Origin of the sequence: Bacteroides sp. 519, from assembly GCF_010500955.1 — a bacterium.
Taxonomy (GTDB): domain Bacteria; phylum Bacteroidota; class Bacteroidia; order Bacteroidales; family Bacteroidaceae; genus Bacteroides.
On the sequence record NZ_QVMJ01000011.1, the window covers coordinates 44,485 to 66,750 of the forward strand.

At 40.1% G+C, this 22,266-nt stretch carries 15 protein-coding genes; 8 read left to right on the forward strand and 7 right to left on the reverse strand.

All coding sequences use genetic code 11. The features are described from left to right. Window positions 1-3 precede the first annotated feature (3 nt). The 3 genes from D0T85_RS11035 to D0T85_RS11045 all read right to left on the reverse strand — a co-directional run bounded on the left by D0T85_RS11035 (window position 4) and on the right by D0T85_RS11045 (window position 5,549). Window positions 4-3,402: a SusC/RagA family TonB-linked outer membrane protein gene (locus tag D0T85_RS11035; protein WP_239060699.1), complete on the reverse strand. Its 3,399-nt coding sequence runs from the start codon at window positions 3,400-3,402 to the stop codon at window positions 4-6. A gap of 259 nt (window positions 3,403-3,661) precedes the next feature. Then, on the reverse strand, window positions 3,662-4,606 hold the full coding sequence (locus D0T85_RS11040; RefSeq protein WP_163213233.1) for a FecR family protein: 945 nt from the start codon (window positions 4,604-4,606) through the stop codon (window positions 3,662-3,664). A 349-nt stretch (window positions 4,607-4,955) separates the two neighbouring features. Next, window positions 4,956-5,549: an RNA polymerase sigma-70 factor gene (locus tag D0T85_RS11045; RefSeq protein ID WP_239060700.1), complete on the reverse strand. Its 594-nt coding sequence runs from the start codon at window positions 5,547-5,549 to the stop codon at window positions 4,956-4,958. A gap of 35 nt (window positions 5,550-5,584) precedes the next feature. Here D0T85_RS11045 and D0T85_RS11050 point away from each other — a divergent pair, with 35 nt between their 5' ends. The 4 genes from D0T85_RS11050 (at window position 5,585) to D0T85_RS11065 (ending at window position 9,943) form a co-directional block, all read left to right on the forward strand. Continuing rightward, entirely contained in the window at window positions 5,585-6,394 is an 810-nt protein-coding gene (locus D0T85_RS11050) for a gamma-glutamyl-gamma-aminobutyrate hydrolase family protein (protein ID WP_163213235.1), read from the forward strand. Window position 6,395: 1 nt separating this feature from the next. Then, window positions 6,396-7,541, forward strand: coding sequence for a radical SAM family heme chaperone HemW (gene hemW / locus D0T85_RS11055; RefSeq protein ID WP_163213237.1), 1,146 nt, complete (start codon window positions 6,396-6,398; stop codon window positions 7,539-7,541). A 67-nt stretch (window positions 7,542-7,608) separates the two neighbouring features. Continuing rightward, the gene (locus D0T85_RS11060) at window positions 7,609-8,769 is read left to right on the forward strand and encodes an ATP-binding protein (RefSeq protein WP_163213239.1); all 1,161 of its coding nucleotides are present in this window, start codon (window positions 7,609-7,611) and stop codon (window positions 8,767-8,769) included. Window positions 8,770-8,797: 28 nt separating this feature from the next. After that, entirely contained in the window at window positions 8,798-9,943 is a 1,146-nt protein-coding gene (locus D0T85_RS11065; protein WP_163213241.1) for a Rid family hydrolase, read from the forward strand. Between the two features lie 9 nt (window positions 9,944-9,952). On the opposite strand, the gene D0T85_RS11070 is transcribed toward D0T85_RS11065, so the two are convergent. The 4 genes from D0T85_RS11070 to D0T85_RS11085 form a co-directional block, all read right to left on the reverse strand. Then, window positions 9,953-11,053 (reverse strand): DUF6340 family protein, encoded by a 1,101-nt coding sequence (locus D0T85_RS11070; protein WP_163213243.1) that lies wholly within the window; start codon window positions 11,051-11,053, stop codon window positions 9,953-9,955. Window positions 11,054-11,227: 174 nt separating this feature from the next. Further along, window positions 11,228-14,518 (reverse strand): preprotein translocase subunit SecA, encoded by a 3,291-nt coding sequence (secA, locus tag D0T85_RS11075; protein ID WP_163213245.1) that lies wholly within the window; start codon window positions 14,516-14,518, stop codon window positions 11,228-11,230. A gap of 205 nt (window positions 14,519-14,723) precedes the next feature. Next, entirely contained in the window at window positions 14,724-16,289 is a 1,566-nt protein-coding gene (locus D0T85_RS11080; RefSeq protein ID WP_163213247.1) for an alkaline phosphatase family protein, read from the reverse strand. A 154-nt stretch (window positions 16,290-16,443) separates the two neighbouring features. Continuing rightward, a complete protein-coding gene (locus tag D0T85_RS11085) occupies window positions 16,444-17,634 on the reverse strand; it encodes a DUF4105 domain-containing protein (protein ID WP_163213248.1) in 1,191 nt (396 codons plus the stop codon). 616 nt (window positions 17,635-18,250) lie between these two features. Between D0T85_RS11085 and D0T85_RS11090 the strand changes: the two genes are divergently transcribed. The 4 genes from D0T85_RS11090 to lptC are packed head-to-tail and all read left to right on the forward strand — an operon-like array spanning window position 18,251 to window position 22,228. Continuing rightward, a complete protein-coding gene (locus D0T85_RS11090) occupies window positions 18,251-18,982 on the forward strand; it encodes a type III pantothenate kinase (RefSeq protein WP_163213250.1) in 732 nt (243 codons plus the stop codon). Beyond that, complete coding sequence (locus D0T85_RS11095; protein WP_163213252.1) at window positions 18,969-20,252, forward strand: hypothetical protein; 1,284 nt, start codon at window positions 18,969-18,971, stop codon at window positions 20,250-20,252. Before D0T85_RS11090 ends, D0T85_RS11095 begins: the two co-directional genes overlap by 14 nt. Window positions 20,253-20,292: 40 nt before the next feature. Beyond that, the gene (locus tag D0T85_RS11100; RefSeq protein WP_163213254.1) at window positions 20,293-21,627 is read left to right on the forward strand and encodes a hypothetical protein; all 1,335 of its coding nucleotides are present in this window, start codon (window positions 20,293-20,295) and stop codon (window positions 21,625-21,627) included. A 7-nt stretch (window positions 21,628-21,634) separates the two neighbouring features. After that, window positions 21,635-22,228, forward strand: coding sequence for an LPS export ABC transporter periplasmic protein LptC (gene lptC / locus D0T85_RS11105; protein ID WP_163213256.1), 594 nt, complete (start codon window positions 21,635-21,637; stop codon window positions 22,226-22,228). The last annotated feature ends 38 nt before the right edge of the window (window positions 22,229-22,266 follow it).

Sequence of the window (22,266 nt, forward strand, 5' to 3'; positions counted from 1 at the left end):
TTTTTAGAATGTTAAACTTGCTCCGAAACTAAATGTTCTTGGTACATAAGATGGGTAGGCGGTGTTTGAGTTTCCTAAATATTCTGGGTCGGTATACCAGGGTTCTTTAGTCCACACAGCAACGTTACGTATGCTTCCGGTAAGTCTTAGCCCTTCTATACGGTATTTAGACAAGTATTTCTTTGGTACATTATATTCCAGCGAGATGCTTTCCAAACGTATAAACGATCTGTCTAATATCAACGGTGCACCCGATGCCCGGTTGGTAGCTCCTAAGCGGGCATATTTGTTGGTAGGTTTATCGGGTGTCCAATAGTTTATTTTATATTGGTTAAACCTTTCTGCCTCGTATCCTGTATTAATATAAGAAGTGGTAGCTTCTTTATGTCCCCATAGCGAATAGATGTTTACAGATGCTGTAAAGTTTTTCAAGAAGGTGAAATCATTTCTGAGCGACCAACGGAACTTAGGCGACCGTGAACCCAGAAACTCTTTATCTTCATTTGAATATTCGCGCTTGTCTATATTATACTTATCCAATACTTTGGGGTCGCCCGGCACTTGTTTGTATAAAGCGGCCTCTTCTTTTTCGTCTTCCTGCCATATACCCAGAAGTTTATAATTCCAAATTTCATTGATGTCTTTTCCTACAAACCATTTATTTGCTACATCGTCTACCTCTTTTACGCCAACAATGTTACCATCGGCATCCAGTACGTTTTCGTAAGTGTAATAAAGGTGTACAATCTTATTGCGGTTCATAGAGAAATTAAAGGTCGAACCCCATTCAAAGTCTCTGTTTTTAATATTGACTGTGTTTACAGTTAATTCAAATCCTTTATTCAGTACTTTCCCTAAATTGGTTGTAATGTTACTGAAACCAGTTATTGTTGGAAGCGACTGATTCATAATTAAATCTGTGGTTGGCATGTGATAATACTCAACACTACCGTTGATGCGGTGATTTAAGAAACCAAAATCTAAACCAAAGTTCCATGAAGTGGTTCTTTCCCAACGCAGCTTAGGATTTGCCATACGATCAACATATAACTGTGAAATTTCTTTCAGTGCACCACCCGCATCCAGGTAAGCATATCCACCTGTACCCGATGTTAAATTAGAAAGTGCTTTGTAAATTCCAATACTTCGGTTACCATTTGATCCCCACGAGGCTCTTAGTTTACCATAGTTCATGGCATCCCATTTAAAGAAACTTTCGTTTGCGAAGTTCCAAGCCAAAGCAACAGAACCAAAAGTTGCTCTTGGGTTGGAGGTACCAAAAGCCGAGTATCCATCACGACGTACCGATAGGGTGGCCATATATTTACTATCGAACGAGTAGAAAAGTCTACCCAATAAAGCGTCTCCGGTGCTGTGTGTATCTTCACTACTGAACGAGCTCTTCATCTTGTTGGCTGTATTTATATAGTGATATCCCAAGGCATCGGTTGGTGTAAAATCACGGGCCGATATAAGTGTATACCATGTTTGGTGTTCTTCGGCTTCTTGTGATAGGGTAATGTTTACATTGTGTTTTTTAGCAAACGTATATTCCCAGTTAATGGTATTACTTACTACCCAATCGAAGTTTTTTTGTCCCGAACGGTCTACATATCCGTTATATTGTGTGCTCCAGGCAGGATGTTGCGACGATAGCCAATAGCGATTGTGGAACCATTGAAAACGGGGTGCAAAGTTAAGTGTATAATTAATGTTGAACGGAAGCTTTACTTTTGCACTAAGTATGGTGTTAAAGATGGTGTATCCTTTATCCAAATCCCTGTATTGGTTTTCGTATCTATAATTATACCCCTCGTTCAAAGAGTTTGCTCCCATGGGGCGGTAGGTTAAGTTACCTTCTTCATCATAAGGCAATGCATACGGAGAGTTTCTGGTAAGAACATCTCCTGTATTAACTTTCAGGTTGCCATCAGTACGATTCTGGAAGTTAATATTAGCCCCAATGGTGAGGAAATTATTTACTATTGCATCGAGTTTCAGATTTGAGCGGATGGTGCTATAATCATCACCAACAATAACTCCTTTTGAATCAAGATAACCAAGAGACAGATAATAGTTTATCTTATCACTTCGTCCGGATAAGCTAATGTTATAATCTTGCTTAATACCTGTGCGATAAGCTTCGTCGAACCAATTGTAGGTTTTTCCGGCAAGATAGTTTTCTTTTTCTTGTGGAAACAATCCTAAGCGGCTAATCCACTTTTCTTCATCGCTTGCCGAGTCGTCGGTATAGGCTCTCCATTGTTCGGCAGTGATTCCGTATTTAGTCAGGTTCTCGGGGGTAGGTGCATAGTATTTACCCGGATTTTTATCAAATCCTCCCGAACTGGTAAACCAGTCGCCACGGAATTTTAAATAACCTTCGGCATCATACACATCGCGATGTTTGCCCAGAGTTATTATACCTAAGCTGGCATCAAAGCGTACAACCGGTCTTTCGGTTTTTCCTTTTTTGGTAGTAATAATAACCACACCATTTGCCGATTTAGCTCCAAAGATAGCTGCCGAAGAAGCATCTTTTAAAACGTCAATCTGCTCAATGTCTTGTGGGTTGATTTCGGATAGTTCGCCAAAGAACACCACATTGTCAAGTACAATGAGCGGAGAGTTTCCGGCCGATAGCGAGCGTTGCCCACGTACCATAATGTCTCCTCCTCCTTTAGCTGTGTTGTCAACACCTACATTTAACCCTGGTACCCCACTACGCAAAAGGTCTTGAATACTGGTTGGGTTTTCTTTAATAAGATTGTCGGCTTTAACCTGCGATATTGCTCCGGTTAAGTCTTTTTTACGCATTGTACCATAACCAATAACTACAACCTCATCCAGTGTTAATTGGTCTTCACGCATTACAATTTTCAATGTACTTTGATTTTTTATTGCAATTTCTTGTGCCAGATATCCAATAAAGCTGATCTGTAGTGTTGCATTTTCGGTAACATAAATAGAAAAATTACCATCAAGATCTGTAATCACTCCATTTTGTGCACCTTTTTCTACAACATTGGCCCCAATTATCGGTTCACCTCTTTCGTCGGTAATAGTTCCGGTAATTCGTTTTTGATTTTGTTGCGGGCTGTTCGAGCGTCCTGTTGAAAGTACAATGTACGATCCCTCAATTTCATAATTGATGTTTGAAGTTGCAAACAAGCTTTTAAGTATTCCCTGAATACTCGATTCCTTTTCATTAACAGAATATTGCTGATTGATGTCTACATCTTTGGTATATACAAAGAGGTAGTTAGACTGCTTTTCTATCTCTTCGATAAATTCGTCTAAAGCAGCTGTTTTTTTAATAGACAATTTGATGTTCTGTGAGTGAACGGATTCTGCATGCAAGGAAAACACAAAAAGAAATAAAACTAGTGTGGTTACCTTCATAATTCTAAAGATGTGTTTAGTTTGAGACTTTTTGACATAAAAGTCCCGAAGAAATGATTTTTTATTCATATCTTTGAAATGTCTAAGTTATTAATACAGTTAAAACATTGTGTTAATACATTATGCCGGTAGATGCGGGAACATTTATCGGCATTTTCTTTACGATAGGTCTTTCTGCATAGGCTAATAAAAGTGGTTAATGGTTAGTATTAAATTTAAGTGTTGTAATTTTCAATCTATCAATTAACAGATTGAAACGTTATTTTATAAGCACAACATCTTCGTCTTTATTGCGTTCAAAAGTATATTGTCCTTCTCTTTGCATAATCCGTAATGCTTTATCAACACCATCGGATATGCGAAATTTGCCACTGAATACTTTATTCTCCAGTTGTTTGTTTTCTATAGTAATGCGTATTCCATAACATTTTTCAAAGCGTTTCATTAAATCAATAAAGTTTTGATTTTTAAAACAAATCAGTCCTTCCTTCCATCGATAAATGTCGTAATCCTTAATCTCGCTCGATAATAAAGTTCCATTATTATCCAAGGCTTTATAGCCGGGAGATAGTTTTATTTGTTGCAACGATTTTAGCGAAGTAACTAATACACTTCCATCCATCAGGGCTGTTTCAAAATTTGGTGAGGCGCTATAAGCATCTACATTGAACGATGTTCCTGATACCTCTATGGTGTGCCGAGAGGTTTGAACAATAAACGGCCTTTCAGGATTGTGTTTTACTTCAAAGTAGGCTTCTCCATCCAGTTCAACTTTTCGGGTTGTTTCTGTGAAGAAAGACGGATAAGTTATTTTGCTGCGTGCATTTAACCACACATTTGTTCCGTCGGCCAGTTGTATGTTTGCCCGTTGCCCGGCAGGGACAGAAATCGTATTTATTGCTGCCTGATATTGTTCAAGCTGTTCGCTCATTTTCTTTGTGTACCATAAACTACCAGCCAAAAGCACAATAGCAACAATTGCAGCAACTCTGGTTAGTATAATAGCAAGTTTGGTTTGTTTCTTCTTTAAAGAATCTAGGTTTGTATCTTTATGGTCTAACAGTATCATTGCATCAAAAAACTCCCGTTCGCGTAGCAATGTTTTCCGGTTTTCTTCGGATGCTTCCAGCCAGACTCTAACTTCCTTCTTTTCTTTAGAAGATGCTATGCCTTCAAATAGTTTATGTAGTTTTTCTTTTTCCATGCTTCTATATATAAAGCAGATGAGAAACAGAAAACCCTAAACGCAATATTGAATTTAACAATTGATGTTTGTTTTTATTCATTCGTAAATCATTACTGATTTTTATGCTGCAAAACGTGATTTCAAAATGCAGCATTTCACACTTTCAAAATGCAGCATTTTGATCGAACGAAATGCAGCATTTCATCAATGCAAAATGCAGCATTTTGAAAATGGACAGTAAAATCAGCCCTACAGCGCGTGTGGAGGGTGTTGGGCTGAGCTTTTTTACATTTTTGATGCTTTTTATAGGTGTGAAATAGTTATACAGAAAAGCTTCTGTTGGAAGTTTTTTTATTTTCAGGAAACATTAAATCCACCAGTTGCCGAATATAAACAGAGGAAAGTAATCTTTAAGAGCTATACGCAATGCTTTGAGCGTTTTAGTTATGTGGTACTCTATGCTTTTTACACTAAGATTCAGTACAGCTGCAATTTCTTTATTGCTTTGATTATTAATTTTGCTACGGATAAATATTTCGCGGGATAGCGGAGAGAGTGAGTGAAGTGTTTCTTTTATGATAGATTGAATTTCTTCCGAGAATATTTTTTCGGGGTTGCATGCTTCGAGTGTGGCTATGCGCAAATTCAATTCCCAATCTTCTTGCTTAGCCAAATAGGCTTCTACATTTTCGCGCGTTTGCTCATGCTGTAGGTGGTTGAGGCATCTGTTTTTAATAACAGTTAAAATGTATGCCGGTATATTGGTATTGTTAAGTTCATGCCGACGTTCCCAATAGTATATCAGGCTATCAATAACAATATCTTCGGCTGTTTCTAATTCGCCAACATAGGTTCTGGCAAAATGTGTAAACCGTTGTTTATAATCAAGGAAAAGTTTATTAAAACTATATGTGTCTTCCAAACCAGGCATAATTTTTCTTTTCGCAGCTAAGATAAGCATATTTTTTATATATCTTTGATTACTATTATATTCTTATGAAGAAAATTATACCCACTGTCCTATTCCTGTTATTGCCACTTTGGGGCTTTGCACAAAAGCCCATTATCGGTATATCCTGTTCCTATCCCAATAGCGCAAATTCCAGTGTGCGTAACACTTATGTACACGCTGTGATTAATGCAGGAGGAATTCCGGTACTTGTTCCTGTAATTGATAATGTGGAGCTTTTAGAAGAAATACTCACCCAACTAGATGCCCTGATACTGACAGGTGGTGAAGACATCCATCCCAGCTATTACAACGAAGAACCCATTCCTGAATTAGGAAACGTAAACAACGTTCGCGATGTTTACGATATAGCCCTCATTAAACTGGCAGCCAAACGCAATCTTCCCCTTTTGGGTATCTGCCGTGGCGAACAACTTATAAATGTGGCCTTTGGTGGCAGTTTGTATCAGGATATCCCTGCACAGCATGCCGATACTACAGTAAACCACAATCAGGCCGAACCCAGCAAAATACCAACACATTATGTAACCATATTACCCGGTTCGGTTATTGCCTCAATTACCGGAGAAGAAGAATTGGTAACCAATACCCACCACCATCAGGCAGTAAAGCAGATTGCTCCGGGGTTCAGAGTGTCGGCTTGGGCTTGCGACAGTATCCCCGAAGCCATTGAAACCGTTGATGGACGCCCCATCTGGGGAGTACAGTTCCATCCGGAAGGTCCGGCAATGGAAGGCGATAGCATAATGAGCCGCTTCTTTAACTTCATTGTAGAGCAAGCCTCCATTTATCGGTTTAAAGAAACTCTCAACTCTCAACTCTCAACTCTCAACTGATATGGCTGGTATTTATATTCATATTCCTTTCTGCAAAACCCGCTGCATTTATTGCGACTTCTACTCAACCACCCAATCGGAGTTGATGGGTAACTATGTAGAGTCTGTATGCAAGGAACTTGAAACAAGAAAAGATTATTTGCATGGTGAGCCTGTTACTACTATCTACTTTGGTGGGGGTACACCCTCGCAAATACAGAAACACCATTTTGAACAGATATTCAAAACAATTGATAATGTATACTTTAACTCTCAACTCTCAACTCTCAACTCTCAACTAGAAATAACCCTTGAAGCAAATCCGGATGATTTAACTCCTGATTATCTGAAAGATATTGCCTCTTTACCATTCAATCGCATCAGTATGGGCATTCAAACCTTTAATGACGAAACTCTGAAACTACTTAAGCGACGGCACACAGCCGGGCAAGCCATTGAAGCTGTAAAGAATGCGCGTACAGCAGGTTTCCATAATATAAGCATTGACTTAATTTACGGACTACCCAGTGAGAGCCTTGAAAACTGGCGTGCCGATTTAAACACTGCACTGCAACTGGATGTACAGCACATTTCGGCCTATCACCTTATTTACGAAGAAGATACTCCGCTTTTTGCAATGCTGAAAAATCATACAGTGAATGAGGTAGGAGAGGAGGATAGCAACCTCTTTTTTGCTGAATTGATTGATACGTTAACCGCTGCAGGTTACGAACACTACGAGATTTCTAATTTCTGTTTACCAGGCAAGCAATCCAAGCATAATTCTTCTTATTGGGATGGCAGTATTTATCTGGGATGTGGCCCCTCGGCACATTCTTTTGATGGAATAAATAGAATGTGGAATGTTTCATCGCTCACATCTTATATAAAAGGTATGGAGCAAGGAACTGCAATTAGCGAGCAGGAGATTCTGGATGATGATACCCGCTATAACGATTTGATTATAACTTCTTTACGTACCAGTAAGGGGTTGGATTTAGAATTACTGGAAAAAGAGTTTGGAGAAGAATATCTTGATTACTGTTTGAAAATGGCTCAAAAGCATCTGAATACTAATCTGTTGAAACATATTGGCAGGTATTTATGTCTTACCCGACAGGGCATTTTTGTATCCGATGGGATAATGAGTGATTTATTAAGGATATAGCGAAAATATGATTTGAAGAATGAATTATTTTATGTAAATTTGCAATACAACTTCGAAATTGCATAAAATGAAGAGTGAATTTATTGAACGAGCTATAACATCTGCTATCAAAGAGGCTGCTAAATACTTTCCTGTGATAACTATAACAGGGCCACGCCAGTCCGGCAAAACAACTTTGATAAAGCATCTGTTTACCGAATTGACTTATTATTCATTGGAAAATCTAGATATTCGTAATTTTGCCATGAATGACCCAATAGCATTCCTCAATCAGGATACAGGAGGAATGATTCTTGATGAAGTACAAAATGTGCCAGAATTATTATCATATATTCAGGGAATGGTCGATGAAGACTCATCAAAACGGTTTGTATTGTCGGGTAGTTCTCAATTTTCAATGCTAAAATCAATAACTCAATCTCTATCAGGAAGAACTGCTATTTTTGAACTGCTTCCTATGGCTTATTCTGAAGTTAAAGAAATGGCCGATAAAAAAACATTGGATGAATTATTGTTTGATGGTTTTTATCCGGCTATTTATGCAGGGAAAAATATAGCCTCTTATCTTTATCCAAATTATGTGAAAACATATCTGGAGCGAGATGTACGTGATTTGTTGCAAATTAAAGATATGATTCAGTTTCAAACTTTCCTTCGTTTATGTGCCGGACGAACTGCTAACTTGTTTGTGGCTTCAGAACTTGCCAACGAAGTTGGGGTTTCCAGCAATACTATAAAGTCTTGGTTGTCTGTTTTACAAACTTCTTACATAATAAGTCTGTTACCCCCTTATTTTGAAAATACAACTAAGCGGTTAACTAAGACTCCCAAAATATATTTTCTTGATACCGGATTAGCTTGTTACCTGTTGGGGATTGAAACACCACAACAGCTGAGTAGAGATAAAAAAAGGGGAGATCTGTTTGAAAACTTTATAATTTCCGAAGCTTTAAAACAACGCTATAACAAAGGAAAAGAGAGTAATCTTTTCTTTTACAGAGATACCAATCAGAATGAAGTTGATTTACTACTGAAACATGGAGATCACTTTGATGCGATAGAAATTAAATCAGCCCAAACATACAATACCGAATTTGAGAAAGGTTTAAAAGTGGTTGATAAAACTTTTACAGGGAGGATTGACGACAAAATAATAGTTTATGCTGGGGCTTTTGAAAATACTGTGGGGAATATAAAGTTAGTCAATTATAAGAATCTTGAAGTTTAGGTTGAGGCCGGTGCTAAAAACGAATAAAATGAATTATAGAAAACACTATTTTACACCTTATAATATAGAAGCCGAAATCAGTTCCTTCGAACCAAAAGGTAAAGTTGCCGAGTATAACGTAATGCTGCATATAGACAATAAGAACGAGCCTTACGAAGAACAACTGAATAAACTCCATGCAGCCTATAAAGAACTGATAACATTAGATGTGTTCAAAAACGCCACACCTGTATTTAAAAGATATTTCCTTAGTGATGCAGCAAACCAAACCGAGATGCTGCAACACGTTCTGACAGCATTTGAACCGTGTGCCATATCCATTGTACAGCAACCTCCGTTAGATGGTAGCAAGATAGCTTTGTGGGTTTATTTTCAAACAGATATAACTGTTTTACCTGGCGATAACTTTGCAGTAACACATAACGGTTATACCCATTATTGGGATGCCAGCCTTTGTGTAGCTTCGGGCAATTCGGAAAATCAAACTACACAGTTATTGCAGAACTACGAAAACTATCTTGATTCACAGCAATGTAATATAAAGGATAACTGTATTCGTACCTGGTTCTTTGTTCAGAATGTGGATGTTAACTATGCCGGAGTGGTAAAAGCACGCAAAGAGAATTTCATTGCTCAGGGTATGACTGAGAAAACACATTATATTGCCAGCACCGGAATTGAAGGTCGGCATGCCAACCCCAACGTTCATGTTCTTTTAGACACTTATGCTGTAAAAGGGCACAAGCCCGAACAAATGAAGCATCTGTATGCACCCACTCATCTGAATCCTACCTACGAATATGGTGTAACATTCGAGCGAGGGGTTGTAATGGAGTATGGTGACAGAAAACAGCTATATATTAGCGGAACGGCCAGTATCGACAATAAAGGTGTTGTGGTGCATGTAGGCGATGTTATTGCACAAACCCAGCGTATGTGCGAGAACGTAGGAAAGCTTCTTGAAGAAGGCGGAGCCACTTTTAATGATGTGGCTAAAATGATTGTCTATTTGCGCGACGTAGGTGATTATTCAAATGTGAAACATGTATTCGAAGAGCGTTTCCCCGATATTCCCAAAGTTATCGTGCTGGCTCCCGTTTGCCGTCCGTTGTGGCTTATAGAGGTGGAGTGTGTGGCGATAAAGGAGAATAATTCGGGGTATAAAGAGTTCTAGTTAACCAGATTACTCTTCCTCAAACCGTTTCATTTGCATATTCAGCTTTGTACTTAATTCCTTTCTTTGTTTCAATGCTTCCAGGTACAAATAAGCAATCTGGAATCTTCCTTGATATTCAACAGAATCTGCAATGAGTACTATGGGTTGGTTGTCGTCAATCTTATCTATCTTTTTTGCCAGTGTCAGTGCTTTTTCGCCCCACAAGATGGCTTGGTCCAGATCATCCTTAACTTCATAATACAATGCAATATTAAGGGCAGTTACCATTTGGTCTTTTGCTTTTTTAGATTGATGTATTTGGGACCATAAATTGAATGCTTCGTCCCACATGCCTCTCTTAACAAGGCGCGAGGCATCTTTCATATCAGCTTTGTTCGAGGTGTAATACACCCGTTCCACAGTTTTCCAGTATGGAAGAATGTGTTTCACCGGTAGAGTTCCTGCCAGTGCAGAGGCCTCTTCAATTATTTTCGAATCGGATATAACCTGTGTTTGTGCCCTGACTTGAGTGGCAAATACACCTTCCCAGAAAATACTGTCGGTAGCATTTACACTGGCCAGAGGTGCTTTACGGTTAGGAAGATAAAGGGTCACATTGGGATACATTTTTACGTCTACTGTGCCCAGGTATCCTCCTTCAATGAAATAACTTACACTCCGGATGGCTTTTAACTGAATGCTTTCGAGTGCAATAATCATATCAACATCCAGTTCTTCTGTCAGATCATTAACTTCTATCTGGCTCAGGGTTGTTTGACGCACTCTGATGTCGTTGGCACGCAGCGTAGAGTCACTGATAATAACCTCATCAAAATAATTGGCTTCGGCAACAGTTTCGGCCAGCGATTCGGTGGCTAGCTTTGCGTCACCATCGTGAAAGGTTACTTTGCGGGCTATCTCAAAAACATGTTTGGTGGTGTCGCTGGCTAAAGGAATATTGTTGTCGGGAGCATTGACGTTAACGTTATTGACTATTCCCACACGTTTAATTGATTCGGGGAAACTTAAATCGCTGGGTACAAGTTGATCAATAGTGATAACTTCTAATGATTGGCAAGAAGCAAAAGCCAGCAGGCAGATTGCTATTAATGTATAGTATGTTTTCATTAATACAGTACTTTCATTTACTGTTGTTTTTCTATTTTAGAGTTATGTATTACAAAGGTAAGATTTTGCTATATATTTTCTTATACTTTTGTCTTTTTAACATAGAAAAAAGCGCGAAAGGAACATCTCACTCCTTTCGCGCTTTCGCGCTTTTTTTCCTTTCGCGCCTGGTATTTACACCTTACCGTGGCAATTCTTATACTTCTTTCCGCTGCCGCAAGGACAAGGATCGTTTCTGCCTACTGTTTTTTCGGCAATAACGGGTTCCCGGCGTGCTTCGCGGGTATCGCGTTGGGCAGCAGCCTGTTGATTAGGATCGGTAAGATCTTGTTTGTTTTCGCGATACTTACTCATGTCCTGACGTTTTTCGGGTTCGGCTTTGCGTACTTGTTCGGGAGCCTGTACCGGAATCTGACCACGCATTAAGATAGATACCGTTTGGTTATTTAGTTTGTTAACCATGTTGTCGAACAATGTAACCGATTCGAGTTTATAGATCAATAATGGGTCTTTTTGTTCGTAGCTGGCATTCTGTACCGAGTGTCTCAGATCATCCAGTTCGCGCAGGTTTTCTTTCCAGCATTCGTCAATAACATGCAAGAGGATAGATTTCTCGAATGCTTTAACTATTTCTTTACTTTCGCTTTCGTAGGCTGCTTTCAGGTTGCACGATATGTTGTATACACGCTTACCATCGGTAATAGGGATCAGGATGTTTTCGTACATGTGTCCCTGGTTTTCGTATACCTGTTTGATTACCGGGTTGGCTACCTGTGCCAAACGATCTGTTTTGCGTTTGAAGTTCTCCATTGCCAGATCGAAAGTTTTTTCAACCAGATTCTCTTTTTTATCGCTGCGGAATTCGTCTTCGGTAAATGGAGCGTCCATTGCTAAAACCTGCAACAGGTCCATCTTAGCACCTTCGTAATCGTTGTTCTCGATGGCATTGGCGCATCTGTCCCAAATCATGTTAACGATATCCATACCAATACGTTCGCCAATAAGGGCATGACGGCGTTTGGTGTACACAACCGTACGTTGCTTGTTCATCACGTCATCGTACTCAAGTAAACGTTTACGAATACCGAAGTTGTTTTCTTCAACCTTTCGTTGGGCACGTTCAATAGAATTCGAAATCATTTTGTGTTCAATCATTTCGCCTTCCTTGAATCCAAGGCGGTCCATAACACTGGCAATCCTGTCGGACGAGAAAAGACGCATCAAATCATCTTCCAGCGAAACAAAGAATATAGACGAACCCGGGTCGCCCTGACGTCCGGCACGACCACGCAACTGACGGTCTACACGGCGCGACTCATGACGCTCTGTACCGATAATGGCCAAACCACCGGCATCTTTTACTTCTTGCGACAGCTTAATGTCGGTACCACGACCGGCCATGTTGGTAGCAATGGTAACAATACCTTTTATACCAGCCTGGGCAACAATGTCGGCCTCTCTTTGGTGCAATTTGGCATTCAGTACATTATGTTCAATCTTGCGCATGGCAAGCATCTTGCTTAGCATCTCGGAGATTTCGACTGAGGTTGTACCTACCAGTACCGGACGGCCGGCTTGTACCAGTTGTTCAATCTCTTCGATAACTGCTTTATATTTTTCGCGTTTGGTTTTGTAAACGCGGTCGTTCATATCTTTACGTGCAATGGGGCGATTGGTTGGAATAACCACCACATCGAGTTTGTAGATATCCCAAAGTTCTCCTGCTTCTGTTTCGGCAGTACCGGTCATACCCGAGAGCTTGTGATACATACGGAAGTAGTTCTGTAAAGTAATGGTAGCAAAAGTTTGTGTAGCAGCTTCTACTTTTACACGTTCTTTGGCTTCGATTGCCTGGTGTAATCCATCCGAGTAACGGCGACCTTCCATGATACGGCCGGTTTGCTCGTCAACAATCTTCACTTGGCCATCCATAACCACATACTCATCATCTTTCTCGAACATGGCATAAGCCTTCAATAACTGATTGATGGTATGAACGCGTTCCGATTTGATGGCGTAGTTGGTCATCAACTCGTCTTTCTTTTCAAGCTTCTGCTCTTCGGTTAAGCCTTCCTGAGCTTCGAGTGCCGAAAGTTCGGCAGCAATATCGGGAAGTACAAACAAGGTTTGATCTTCTGCGTTTCCGGTAATCAGGTCAATACCTTTATCGGTCAGATCAACGCTGTTCATTTTTTCTTCAATCACAAAGTACAATGGTTCGGTAACTTCGGGCATGCGCCTGTTGTTCTGTTCCATGTAAATGGCTTCGGTTTTCAGCATACCGGCTTTAACACCCTGTTCGCTGAGGTATTTAATTAAAGCTTTGTTTTTAGGTAATGCTTTATGGCTGCGGTATAGTGCAAGGAAGCCTTCTTCTTGTTGTTTCTTATCGTCCGAAGCAATTAGCTTTTTGGCTTCGGTGAGGTATTTGGTTGCCAAGCTTTTTTGAACTTCGAACAGGCGTTCAACCAATGGGCGGAGTTCTTCGAATAACTGGTCTTCGCCTTTTGGTACCGGACCCGAGATAATAAGCGGAGTTCGGGCATCGTCAATCAATACCGAGTCAACCTCATCCACAATGCTGTAATTGTGTTTGCGTTGTACAAGGTCTTGCGGACTGATTGCCATGTTATCGCGCAGGTAGTCGAAACCAAATTCATTGTTTGTACCAAAGGTGATATCTGCCATATACGCCTGCCGACGAGCGTCCGAGTTGGGTTGATGACGGTCGATGCAGTCAACGCTGAGGCCGTGGAACATATACAATGGTCCCATCCATTCCGAGTCGCGTTTGGCCAGATAATCGTTCACAGTTACCACATGTACTCCGTTTCCGGTGAGGGCATTGAGGAATACCGGCAATGTTGCAACCAGGGTTTTACCTTCACCCGTAGCCATTTCGGCAATCTTACCTTTGTGCAGTACCACACCACCAAATAGCTGTACATCGTAGTGTATCATGTTCCAGGTAATTTCGTTACCCCCTGCTGTCCAATGGTTTTGGTAGATGGCTTTATCGCCTTCAATGCGTACAAAATCTTTGGTAGTTGCCAGTGTACGGTCAAAGTCGGTAGCGGTAACTACAATTTCTTCGTTTTGGGTAAAACGGCGGGCTGTATCTTTTACGATTGAGAATGCAACAGGAAGAACTTCGTCGAGTGCTTTCTCGTATATTTCGAGTATTTCCTTTTCAAGCTTGTCGATCTGCGCAAAAACATCTTCGCGGTCTTCCAGTTCAAGGCTTTCGATAGAAGCTTTCAGTTCATCTACTTTGGCTTGTTCTGTTTTGGCAGATTCTCTTACGTATTGTTTAATCTCTTCTGTTTTGGCACGCAGGGCGTCGTTGTCTAGCTTCTCAATTTCAGGATACACGGCCTTCACCTTGTTTACCCAAGGTTGAATCTCTTTCATATCCCGCGAAGCTTTATTCCCAAAAAGCTTGCCAATAAATTCATTAAATCCCATATGGTTTGAGTTTTTAAGTTTTTGAGTTTTTGAGTTTTTAAGAATTTGAGTTTGTTTTTACTACCGTGGGTTTTAAAAACTTAAACGTTTAAACTCTTAAAAGCTTAATTTTTTGCAAAGGTATAAATAAATTTTGAGTTTATAGTTTATGGCTTTCAGTTCATCCTGTTACCGGGTGGTCTTAAAAACTTAAAAGCTCAAAAACTTAAAAACTCAAGCGCTTAGCTGTGCAGGCATTTGGTGCCCTTATTCGCATGAAGTATGCCACTGTGGGGGCTATATGATCCATAGTAACCGGCGTATGAATGATTTCCGGTTTTACGGAGTATCCCATAAAGATAAGTGGCATGGGGATATACGTATGACGTACTATTTTAGAGTTGATATTGTTCTCTTCGCTAATGCTCCATCCGGGAAGCACATCAATCATCAAATCGCCCGAGCGTTTACGGTGATAAGCATTTCTCTGCATGGCCATTTCCGGATTCCATGCACCCATCAGTAGCCTGTGCGACGAATAAACCTCGTTAACCCCACTAAACTGAATCAGGAAATCGGCAGCTTTTGTTTGTATCTCTGCCAGGTTTAGCTGTTTTTGTTCAATCAGTTTTTTATTGAGGTATATTTGTGTGCCGTGGTGGCCTTCAATGTACTGTCCATCGCCATAAGTGGCCATCAGGAACATGTTTAATAAAGCCGTGCAGCGGTTTATATGAAATTCTCCTCCAGGTATTTTGTATTGGTTGTAATCGGTAGGCTCGGTATCCGAACAGCTGGTTGAGGTGATAAAGAAAAGTACATTGTTCAGTCCGATTTTCTTGTCGATAGAATCCAGTAACCGGGCTAAGCTTCTGTCCAGGCGCACATACGTATCTTGCACTTCGAGCATGGAAAGCGGAGCATCTTGCTGGCTGCCGGCATTGTAGGTAACCGACAATAAGTCAGTAATATTGTCTTGTCCAATGGTGCTGTTATCCAAAAAGTTCTCTACCAACAGGTTTACTTCATCGTTAACCAACGGGCTGTTAATGAAGCGTTTGAACTTGTTTCTTTTAGCATCTTCGAACTTATAGTTAAAACTGTGTTGCGACAGTTCGGCAGGGATGTTTATGTAATGGCTTGGCTGTAACGAAGGGGCCCATGTCATGGTGGCGATACGTGTATCAACCGCTTTGCTGTCGTTATAGCTGCTCACCCATAACGGGAAATCGCCATAGTAAGTGGTTCCACACCACTTGCCGGTCATATCGTTTACCCAGAAAGCACCGTTGCCATTATGTCCGGCACCAAATATGGCCGCTTCGCGGAAAGGGGCAATGGCATATACAAGGGCTCTGCCTTGGGACGATAATTTTAGTTCGTCGGCAATTGTTGAGGTTAATAGTTGTGCTGCCGAAGAGTTTTCGCCTGTGTAATATCCTATAAACGAGGCATCTTCTACACACGACACCGGGCGCAGGGTAGACGAGTCTAACCACCGCGAGGAAACAATACCATTCATGGAAGGACTGGTTCCTGAGTAGATGGCAGCCATAGCCGAAGCACGATCTACCGATGCAAAGTTATATTCGGCATTGAGGTATATCTTCCCTTCTCTCCACAAGCGTTTAAAGCCCTTTTCGCCATATAAGGCAGAAAACGCTTCGATATAATCCGTGCGCAACTGGTCAATCGTTAATCCCACCACCAGCTTCGGTGTTCCGGGTGACGATTGAGCCTGTATGCCTGTTAGGGTTAATATGGCTAATATGGATGTTAAAATGCTCCTCATTTATTCTAATATGCCAATTTTTAATGTGCCAATGTGCAAATATGCCAATGTGCCAATTACTAATGTGTCAATTACTAATGTGCTAATTATTAATGCGCAGCCAATTAGCATATTGGCACATTAGTAATGCGCAGCCAATTGGCATATTGGCATATTAGCACATTGGCACATTAGGAATTAGTAAATTCGCTCCTGAACGTACTAGCAAACTCAGTGCCAAAGGTAATACTGCCAGATTAAAATGTTGGGGTATTATTGGCCAAAGCAATATAAATAATGTTAATATCACAGCATTTAGTACATGATAGATGCTTCGTTTGCCTTTAATCTCTTTCCTGATGAAGAACGGTAACGCCAAAAGATGTATGGGGTGGAACACAAATATCAGGAAATTGGGGCTTACGGCCGGATGTTCGGAAAAGAATGTCAAGAATGCAATTACGCACCCGGCAACTCCTGCTGCCAGAAAGAGTAGTAGGTCGAGCCACCACAACGATTTCTTTTTCTTAATGCCATAAATTGTTAGCGCAGTAACTACCATAAACAGTAGCAAGAAAGCTCGTAAAGGGGTTATGAGGTACGATTCGGTTTGTGCGTCTTCGTGCGAATCAACAGGTATGCTGGTATGAAAAACCAAGGGCTTTGAGTGGTTGCCTGTTGTTATGTTTGCATACGCAAATTCGTTCATCAGGGAAAATGGGGCAAACATCTCTTCATTGGCAGTAATTGGTTGGTCAACATCCATGCCCAGACAAAAATCCATGCCAAAGCGCGACCAATCGTACCCTACCGTGTGTTCGTAAATAATATCCCTGAACGTGTTTTCGTGATAGGGCCAAGTGTACTCAACCTCACCATTAATGGCCTTTACAATGATGTCTCGTGCCCGGGTTGAGCAGTTATCGAACAAAAAGTTATAGCGGTATATTCTGTTTTGCGGCAAATAGTTTGTTTGCAGCAGGTTTAGCAATGTTTCTTTTTGGGCTGTGGTAAGGTTAAGCTCCTGTTTCCATACACTACGGTTATAGCGTTGGTACTCTTTTTTAAACCGGTCGTAAGTTGTAATGCCTAAAGCATAATCGGTTTCTCCTTTCACAAAGCGCCAGATGAAGTTGGGCGTTTCAAAACTGAACAGTCCGTAGTTGAAAACAACATCTGTTTTTTGAGTGAAGTTTTGATACAGAATGGCTGTATGCCCAAAGAGGGTATAGATTTCGTTGCCCGGATCGCACGTCAACAAGCTGAATTTTATAGAATCGCCCGTTATAGTGGATTCATTGCCCCGAGCTGTTGCCATAAAACAGCACAGTATGCAGATGAAGATATGCCTGATAAAATTATTCATTCGCTTTTGCTTAAGTATCCGGCAAAGATAGAAAAAAGAATTAGGAATTCTCAAATACCAATCCCATCAACAGCAGCAGTTTCTTTTTTATATTTTTCTGCTGTTGTTTTCTTTTCTTTTCTCTTCTTTTCTTTTCTATTGTTGAAGGGTTGCTATCCTTTTTGGTTACAGTTTGTAGTATTTTATAATTCGGTTTGTAGCTTTGTTATAGCGTTTTAAATTTATTATTTGTTAGATATGCTTATTTGTTAATAAGAGTTATTTTTGAACGATTGCGTTCTTTTTGAATGCAAAACGGATGCAAAACGGATGAGAATTTAACCGCAGAGTACGCAGAGTTTCGCAGAGTTTTTAAGATTCAATGCTGCATAGAAATTAAAAACTCTGCGAAACTCTGCGTACTCTGCGGTTAATGTTTCTCAATTCCCTATATAGCATTAGGTTTTCGTGCTATATACCTCGAACCCCTAATGCTATATAGCTTGGGGGTGCTTTGCTATATAGACCAGAACCTCCATGCTATATAGCACTAAAATACAATTAAATTACACTCATCTTATAAAGATATAAACTAAATTTATACCTTTGCGCTCGGAAATAGAGAGTTTAAGCATAAGTGAATCTTGTAATAGACATTGGTAATTCTTCGGTAAAAGCAGCCATTTTTAATGGTGAAACATTGCTTACAACTATTGTAGGGCCGGGGAGCTCGCTTTTCTTTATTCAAGAATTAGTGGATAAATATCCGGTACAATCCGGAATAATGGCTTCGGTTATCGACCTGAATGAAGAAAACCGGATTTGGCTGGAGAAACTGCCTTTTGCTATGTTAGTGTTAAATCACAATACTCCACTTCCAATAACAAACCTGTACGAAACTCCCGAAACACTTGGATACGACCGTATTGCAGCAGTTGTAGGCGCAAACGCCCGATTTCCGGATAAAGATATATTGGTGGTTGATGCAGGAACAGCCATTACATACGAATTTATAGATGCCGCAGGCAGATACCACGGAGGAAATATTTCGCCGGGTGTACAAATGAGGCTAAAAGCATTGCATCAGTTCACAGGGAAGTTGCCACTTGTAAGTGCACAAGGAAGAACTTTACCAATGGGGCGCGATACAGAAACAGCAATCAGGGCTGGTGTTTTAAAAGGGATAGAATATGAGATAAGAGGTTATATTACGTATTTGAAACATAAATATCCTGAACTTTTGGTTTTTTTAACTGGCAGAGAAGAATTTTCTTTTGATACCAGCATAAAAAATATCATCTTTGCAGACAGTTTTTTAGTGTTGAAAGGATTAAATCGAATATTAAACTTTAATAATGGTAGGATCTAAACAGATTTTATGTGTACTTCTGTTCACAATAATATCAACATCGGCAATAGCCCAAAATAACACAAATTCTCCTTACACACGGTACGGCTACGGACAATTATCCGATCATAACTCCATAAAAAATAAAGGAATGGGAGGGGCAGGATATGCTGTACGCGATGGGTTACAAATGAATTTGTTGAATCCGGCATCCTATTCGGCAGTCGACTCCCTTACCTTGCTGTTCGAAGGTAGCTTTACGCTGCAGAACACAAACTTCAGTAATGGAACATCTAAAATCAACGCTAAGAACTCAAGTTTTGATTATGTAACCATGCAACTCAGGCTGTTCCGCAACCTGGGCTTTACAATGGGAGTATTACCTTTCTCGTATGTAGGTTATAACTTATCGACCGTTGTAAACAGTACAGATGTAACTGCCAATCAAACCACATATACTGGCGACGGAAGCTTGCAACAAGCGTTTGTGGGGTTAGGATACAGAGTGTTTCGCGGCCTCTCGATAGGAGCCAATGCCTACTACCTTTGGGGTGATATTAACCGAAGTACCGAATTGGCATTTGCATCTACATCGAGCAACTACGGTTACATTGAAAAGAACTATTTATCGGTAAGCGATTTTAATTTCGACTTCGGATTACAATATGCACACCGGTTGAGCAAAAAGAACTCGATAAGTCTGGGACTTTTTTACCGCCCCAACAAGAATTTAAACAACGAGGCTTCGCTTACAACAGCTAAAACATACTGGAACGATAAGTCGAAATATACATTTAATACAACCGTAAAAGATACTGTTGCCGATTTTGGTATACCCGCTACCTTTGGTGCCGGTTTGGCTTATACACACGATAACCGCATAACCATAGCATTAGACTATACGTTAGAAAAATGGGCCGACGAAAAATATATGGACGACCCAAATGCGTTTAACAACAAGCAAAAAATAGCATTAGGTGTTGAAATACTACCAAGCTATATTGGGCGCACATATCTATCGGCTATTAAATATCGTTTTGGAGCCTATTATTCAAAACCTAATTACAAAATAAAGTTAAATAACGAGTCGGGCTACGGCAGTGCAAAAGAGTATGGAGTATCTTTTGGATTGGCACTACCCATGATCCGATCCAAGTCTATAGTTAATCTGGGAGCACAATATATTAAAGTAGATGGAAAAGGCGCAAATATGTTAGACGAAAATTATTTGCGTGTAAGCATAGGATTAACATTTAATGAACGTTGGTTCTTTAAACGAAAAGTGAAGTAACTTGTCTAATATTATATTATAACTAAAAGGAAAATATACAATGAGAATTAAAGCATTTGTGGCTACATTGCTCTTTTCGGCGGGAGCAATGACAATGATGGCACAAGAAACCCCCGAAAACGCATGTAATACAAACAGTAGTATATCACATGAAGCCGTAAGAGCCGGAAACTTTAAAGATGCGTATGAGCCATGGAAAGCTGTAATGAAGGATTGTCCAACACTTCGTTATTATACATATACCGATGGATTTGAAATCCTGAAATTCATGCTCAGCCAAACCAACAAAGGTACACCCGAATATAAGGCGTATTTTGATGAATTGATGGGCGTACACGATCAGTTGATGCAGTACACTCCCGAGCTACAGAAGAAAGCAAAAGGAATTCGCTCTGTTGCCCGTTCAAAAGGAATGAAGGCTTTGGATTATATCCAATTGGCACCAGCTCCGGATATGAATGTAGTGTATACCTGGCTTAAAGAATCAGTATCGGAAGAAAAAGAAGATACACCTTCTGCTATCTTATTCTACTTCCTGCAAGCATCGCACGATAAGTTGAAAGCTGATCCAAACCACAACGAAACATTTATTCAGGATTACCTGAATTCAACTCAATGGGCCGACGAAGCTATTACAAAAGCTACCAAAGAGTCGACTAAAAAATCGTACTCAACTATTAAAGATAACTTAGTAGCATTGTTCATTAATAGTGGTGCTGCCGACTGCGAATCTCTGCAAGCTATTTATGCTCCTAAAGTAGAAGCTAATAAAACAGACCTTGCATACTTACAGAAGGTAATTGACATTATGAGAATGATGAAGTGTACAGAATCAGAAGCATACTTCCAAGCATCTTTCTACTCGTACCAGATACAGCCAACTGCCGAAGCAGCAGCAGGTGTAGCAGCTATGTCTTTCAAAAAAGGCGATTACAATGCTACAGTTAAATTCTTCGACGAAGCAATTGACCTGGAAGACGAAAACATGAAGAAAGCCGACTTGGCATACAGAGCAGCTACTGTTTTGGCACACGTAAAGAAAATCAGTCAGGCACGTAACTATGCACAAAAAGCAATCAGCTTTAATCCTAACGATGGTAAACCCTACATCCTGATAGCTACACTTTATGCTTCAAGCCCTAACTGGAGCGACGAGTCGGCATTGAATAAATGTACTTACTTCCTGGTTGTTGACAAGTTGAGCAGAGCAAAAGCTGTTGACTCGTCCGAAGAAGTAGTTAATGAAGCTAACAGACTGATCAGAACGTATTCACAGTATACTCCAGCTCCATCAGACCTCTTTATGCTTGGTTATAAAGTAGGCGACCGTGTAACAATTGGCGGTTGGATTGGAGAATCAACAACAATCCGTTAACAATAATATGTTGCCTAAACAGAGTAACAGCGTATTATATAAAAAGCATAGCATAACAACCCTGTTGGGGGTTGTTATGCTTCTTTCGTTTATTTCGTGCGGAGGAAAGAAAGCAAATGTAGGCGAAGCAATTACCGAACGCGACTCTTTACCTTTGATGACTACACACGGAATGGAAATGTTTGTTTCGGATTCGGGTATTGTTCGGTATAGAATAGTAGCAGAGAAGCATGAAATGTTCGATAAGAAGAATCCATCTTATTCAATCTTTGAAAAAGGAGCATACCTGGAAAAATTTGATACATTGTTTAATGTAGAAGCAACCATAAAAGCCGATACGGTTTATAACTACGATAAGAAAGGACTCTGGATACTTAAAAAGAATGTGCATATAGAGAATACGTTAGGCGAAAAGTTTGATACCGAACTTTTATATTGGGATCAGAATGCCGAAAGAGTGTACTCGGATAAATATATCCGGATTGAACAAGCCGACAGGATTATAACCGGCTACGGGTTCGAATCGAATCAACAGATGACTAAATATAACATACTTGATATTTCCGGCATCTTTTATATAGAAAATATGGAGTCTAATTAGTTGAGAGTTGAGAGTTGAAAGTTGAGAGTTACGATGCC

What these genes read in the sequence shown, in the direction of transcription:
- D0T85_RS11035 (WP_239060699.1), bottom strand. Translation starts at nt 3,402, where the DNA reads ATGAAGGTAACCACACTAGTTTTATTTCTTTTTGTGTTTTCCTTGCAT.
- D0T85_RS11070 (WP_163213243.1), bottom strand. Translation starts at nt 11,053, where the DNA reads ATGAAAACATACTATACATTAATAGCAATCTGCCTGCTGGCTTTTGCT.
- D0T85_RS11085 (WP_163213248.1), bottom strand. Translation starts at nt 17,634, where the DNA reads ATGAATAATTTTATCAGGCATATCTTCATCTGCATACTGTGCTGTTTT.
- D0T85_RS11095 (WP_163213252.1), top strand. Translation starts at nt 18,969, where the DNA reads ATGGTAGGATCTAAACAGATTTTATGTGTACTTCTGTTCACAATAATA.
- D0T85_RS11100 (WP_163213254.1), top strand. Translation starts at nt 20,293, where the DNA reads ATGAGAATTAAAGCATTTGTGGCTACATTGCTCTTTTCGGCGGGAGCA.
- D0T85_RS11060 (WP_163213239.1), top strand. Translation starts at nt 7,609, where the DNA reads ATGAAGAGTGAATTTATTGAACGAGCTATAACATCTGCTATCAAAGAG.
- D0T85_RS11040 (WP_163213233.1), bottom strand. Translation starts at nt 4,606, where the DNA reads ATGGAAAAAGAAAAACTACATAAACTATTTGAAGGCATAGCATCTTCT.
- hemW (WP_163213237.1), top strand. Translation starts at nt 6,396, where the DNA reads ATGGCTGGTATTTATATTCATATTCCTTTCTGCAAAACCCGCTGCATT.
- D0T85_RS11065 (WP_163213241.1), top strand. Translation starts at nt 8,798, where the DNA reads ATGAATTATAGAAAACACTATTTTACACCTTATAATATAGAAGCCGAA.
- lptC (WP_163213256.1), top strand. Translation starts at nt 21,635, where the DNA reads ATGTTGCCTAAACAGAGTAACAGCGTATTATATAAAAAGCATAGCATA.
- D0T85_RS11045 (WP_239060700.1), bottom strand. Translation starts at nt 5,549, where the DNA reads ATGCTTATCTTAGCTGCGAAAAGAAAAATTATGCCTGGTTTGGAAGAC.
- secA (WP_163213245.1), bottom strand. Translation starts at nt 14,518, where the DNA reads ATGGGATTTAATGAATTTATTGGCAAGCTTTTTGGGAATAAAGCTTCG.
- D0T85_RS11080 (WP_163213247.1), bottom strand. Translation starts at nt 16,289, where the DNA reads ATGAGGAGCATTTTAACATCCATATTAGCCATATTAACCCTAACAGGC.
- D0T85_RS11050 (WP_163213235.1), top strand. Translation starts at nt 5,585, where the DNA reads ATGAAGAAAATTATACCCACTGTCCTATTCCTGTTATTGCCACTTTGG.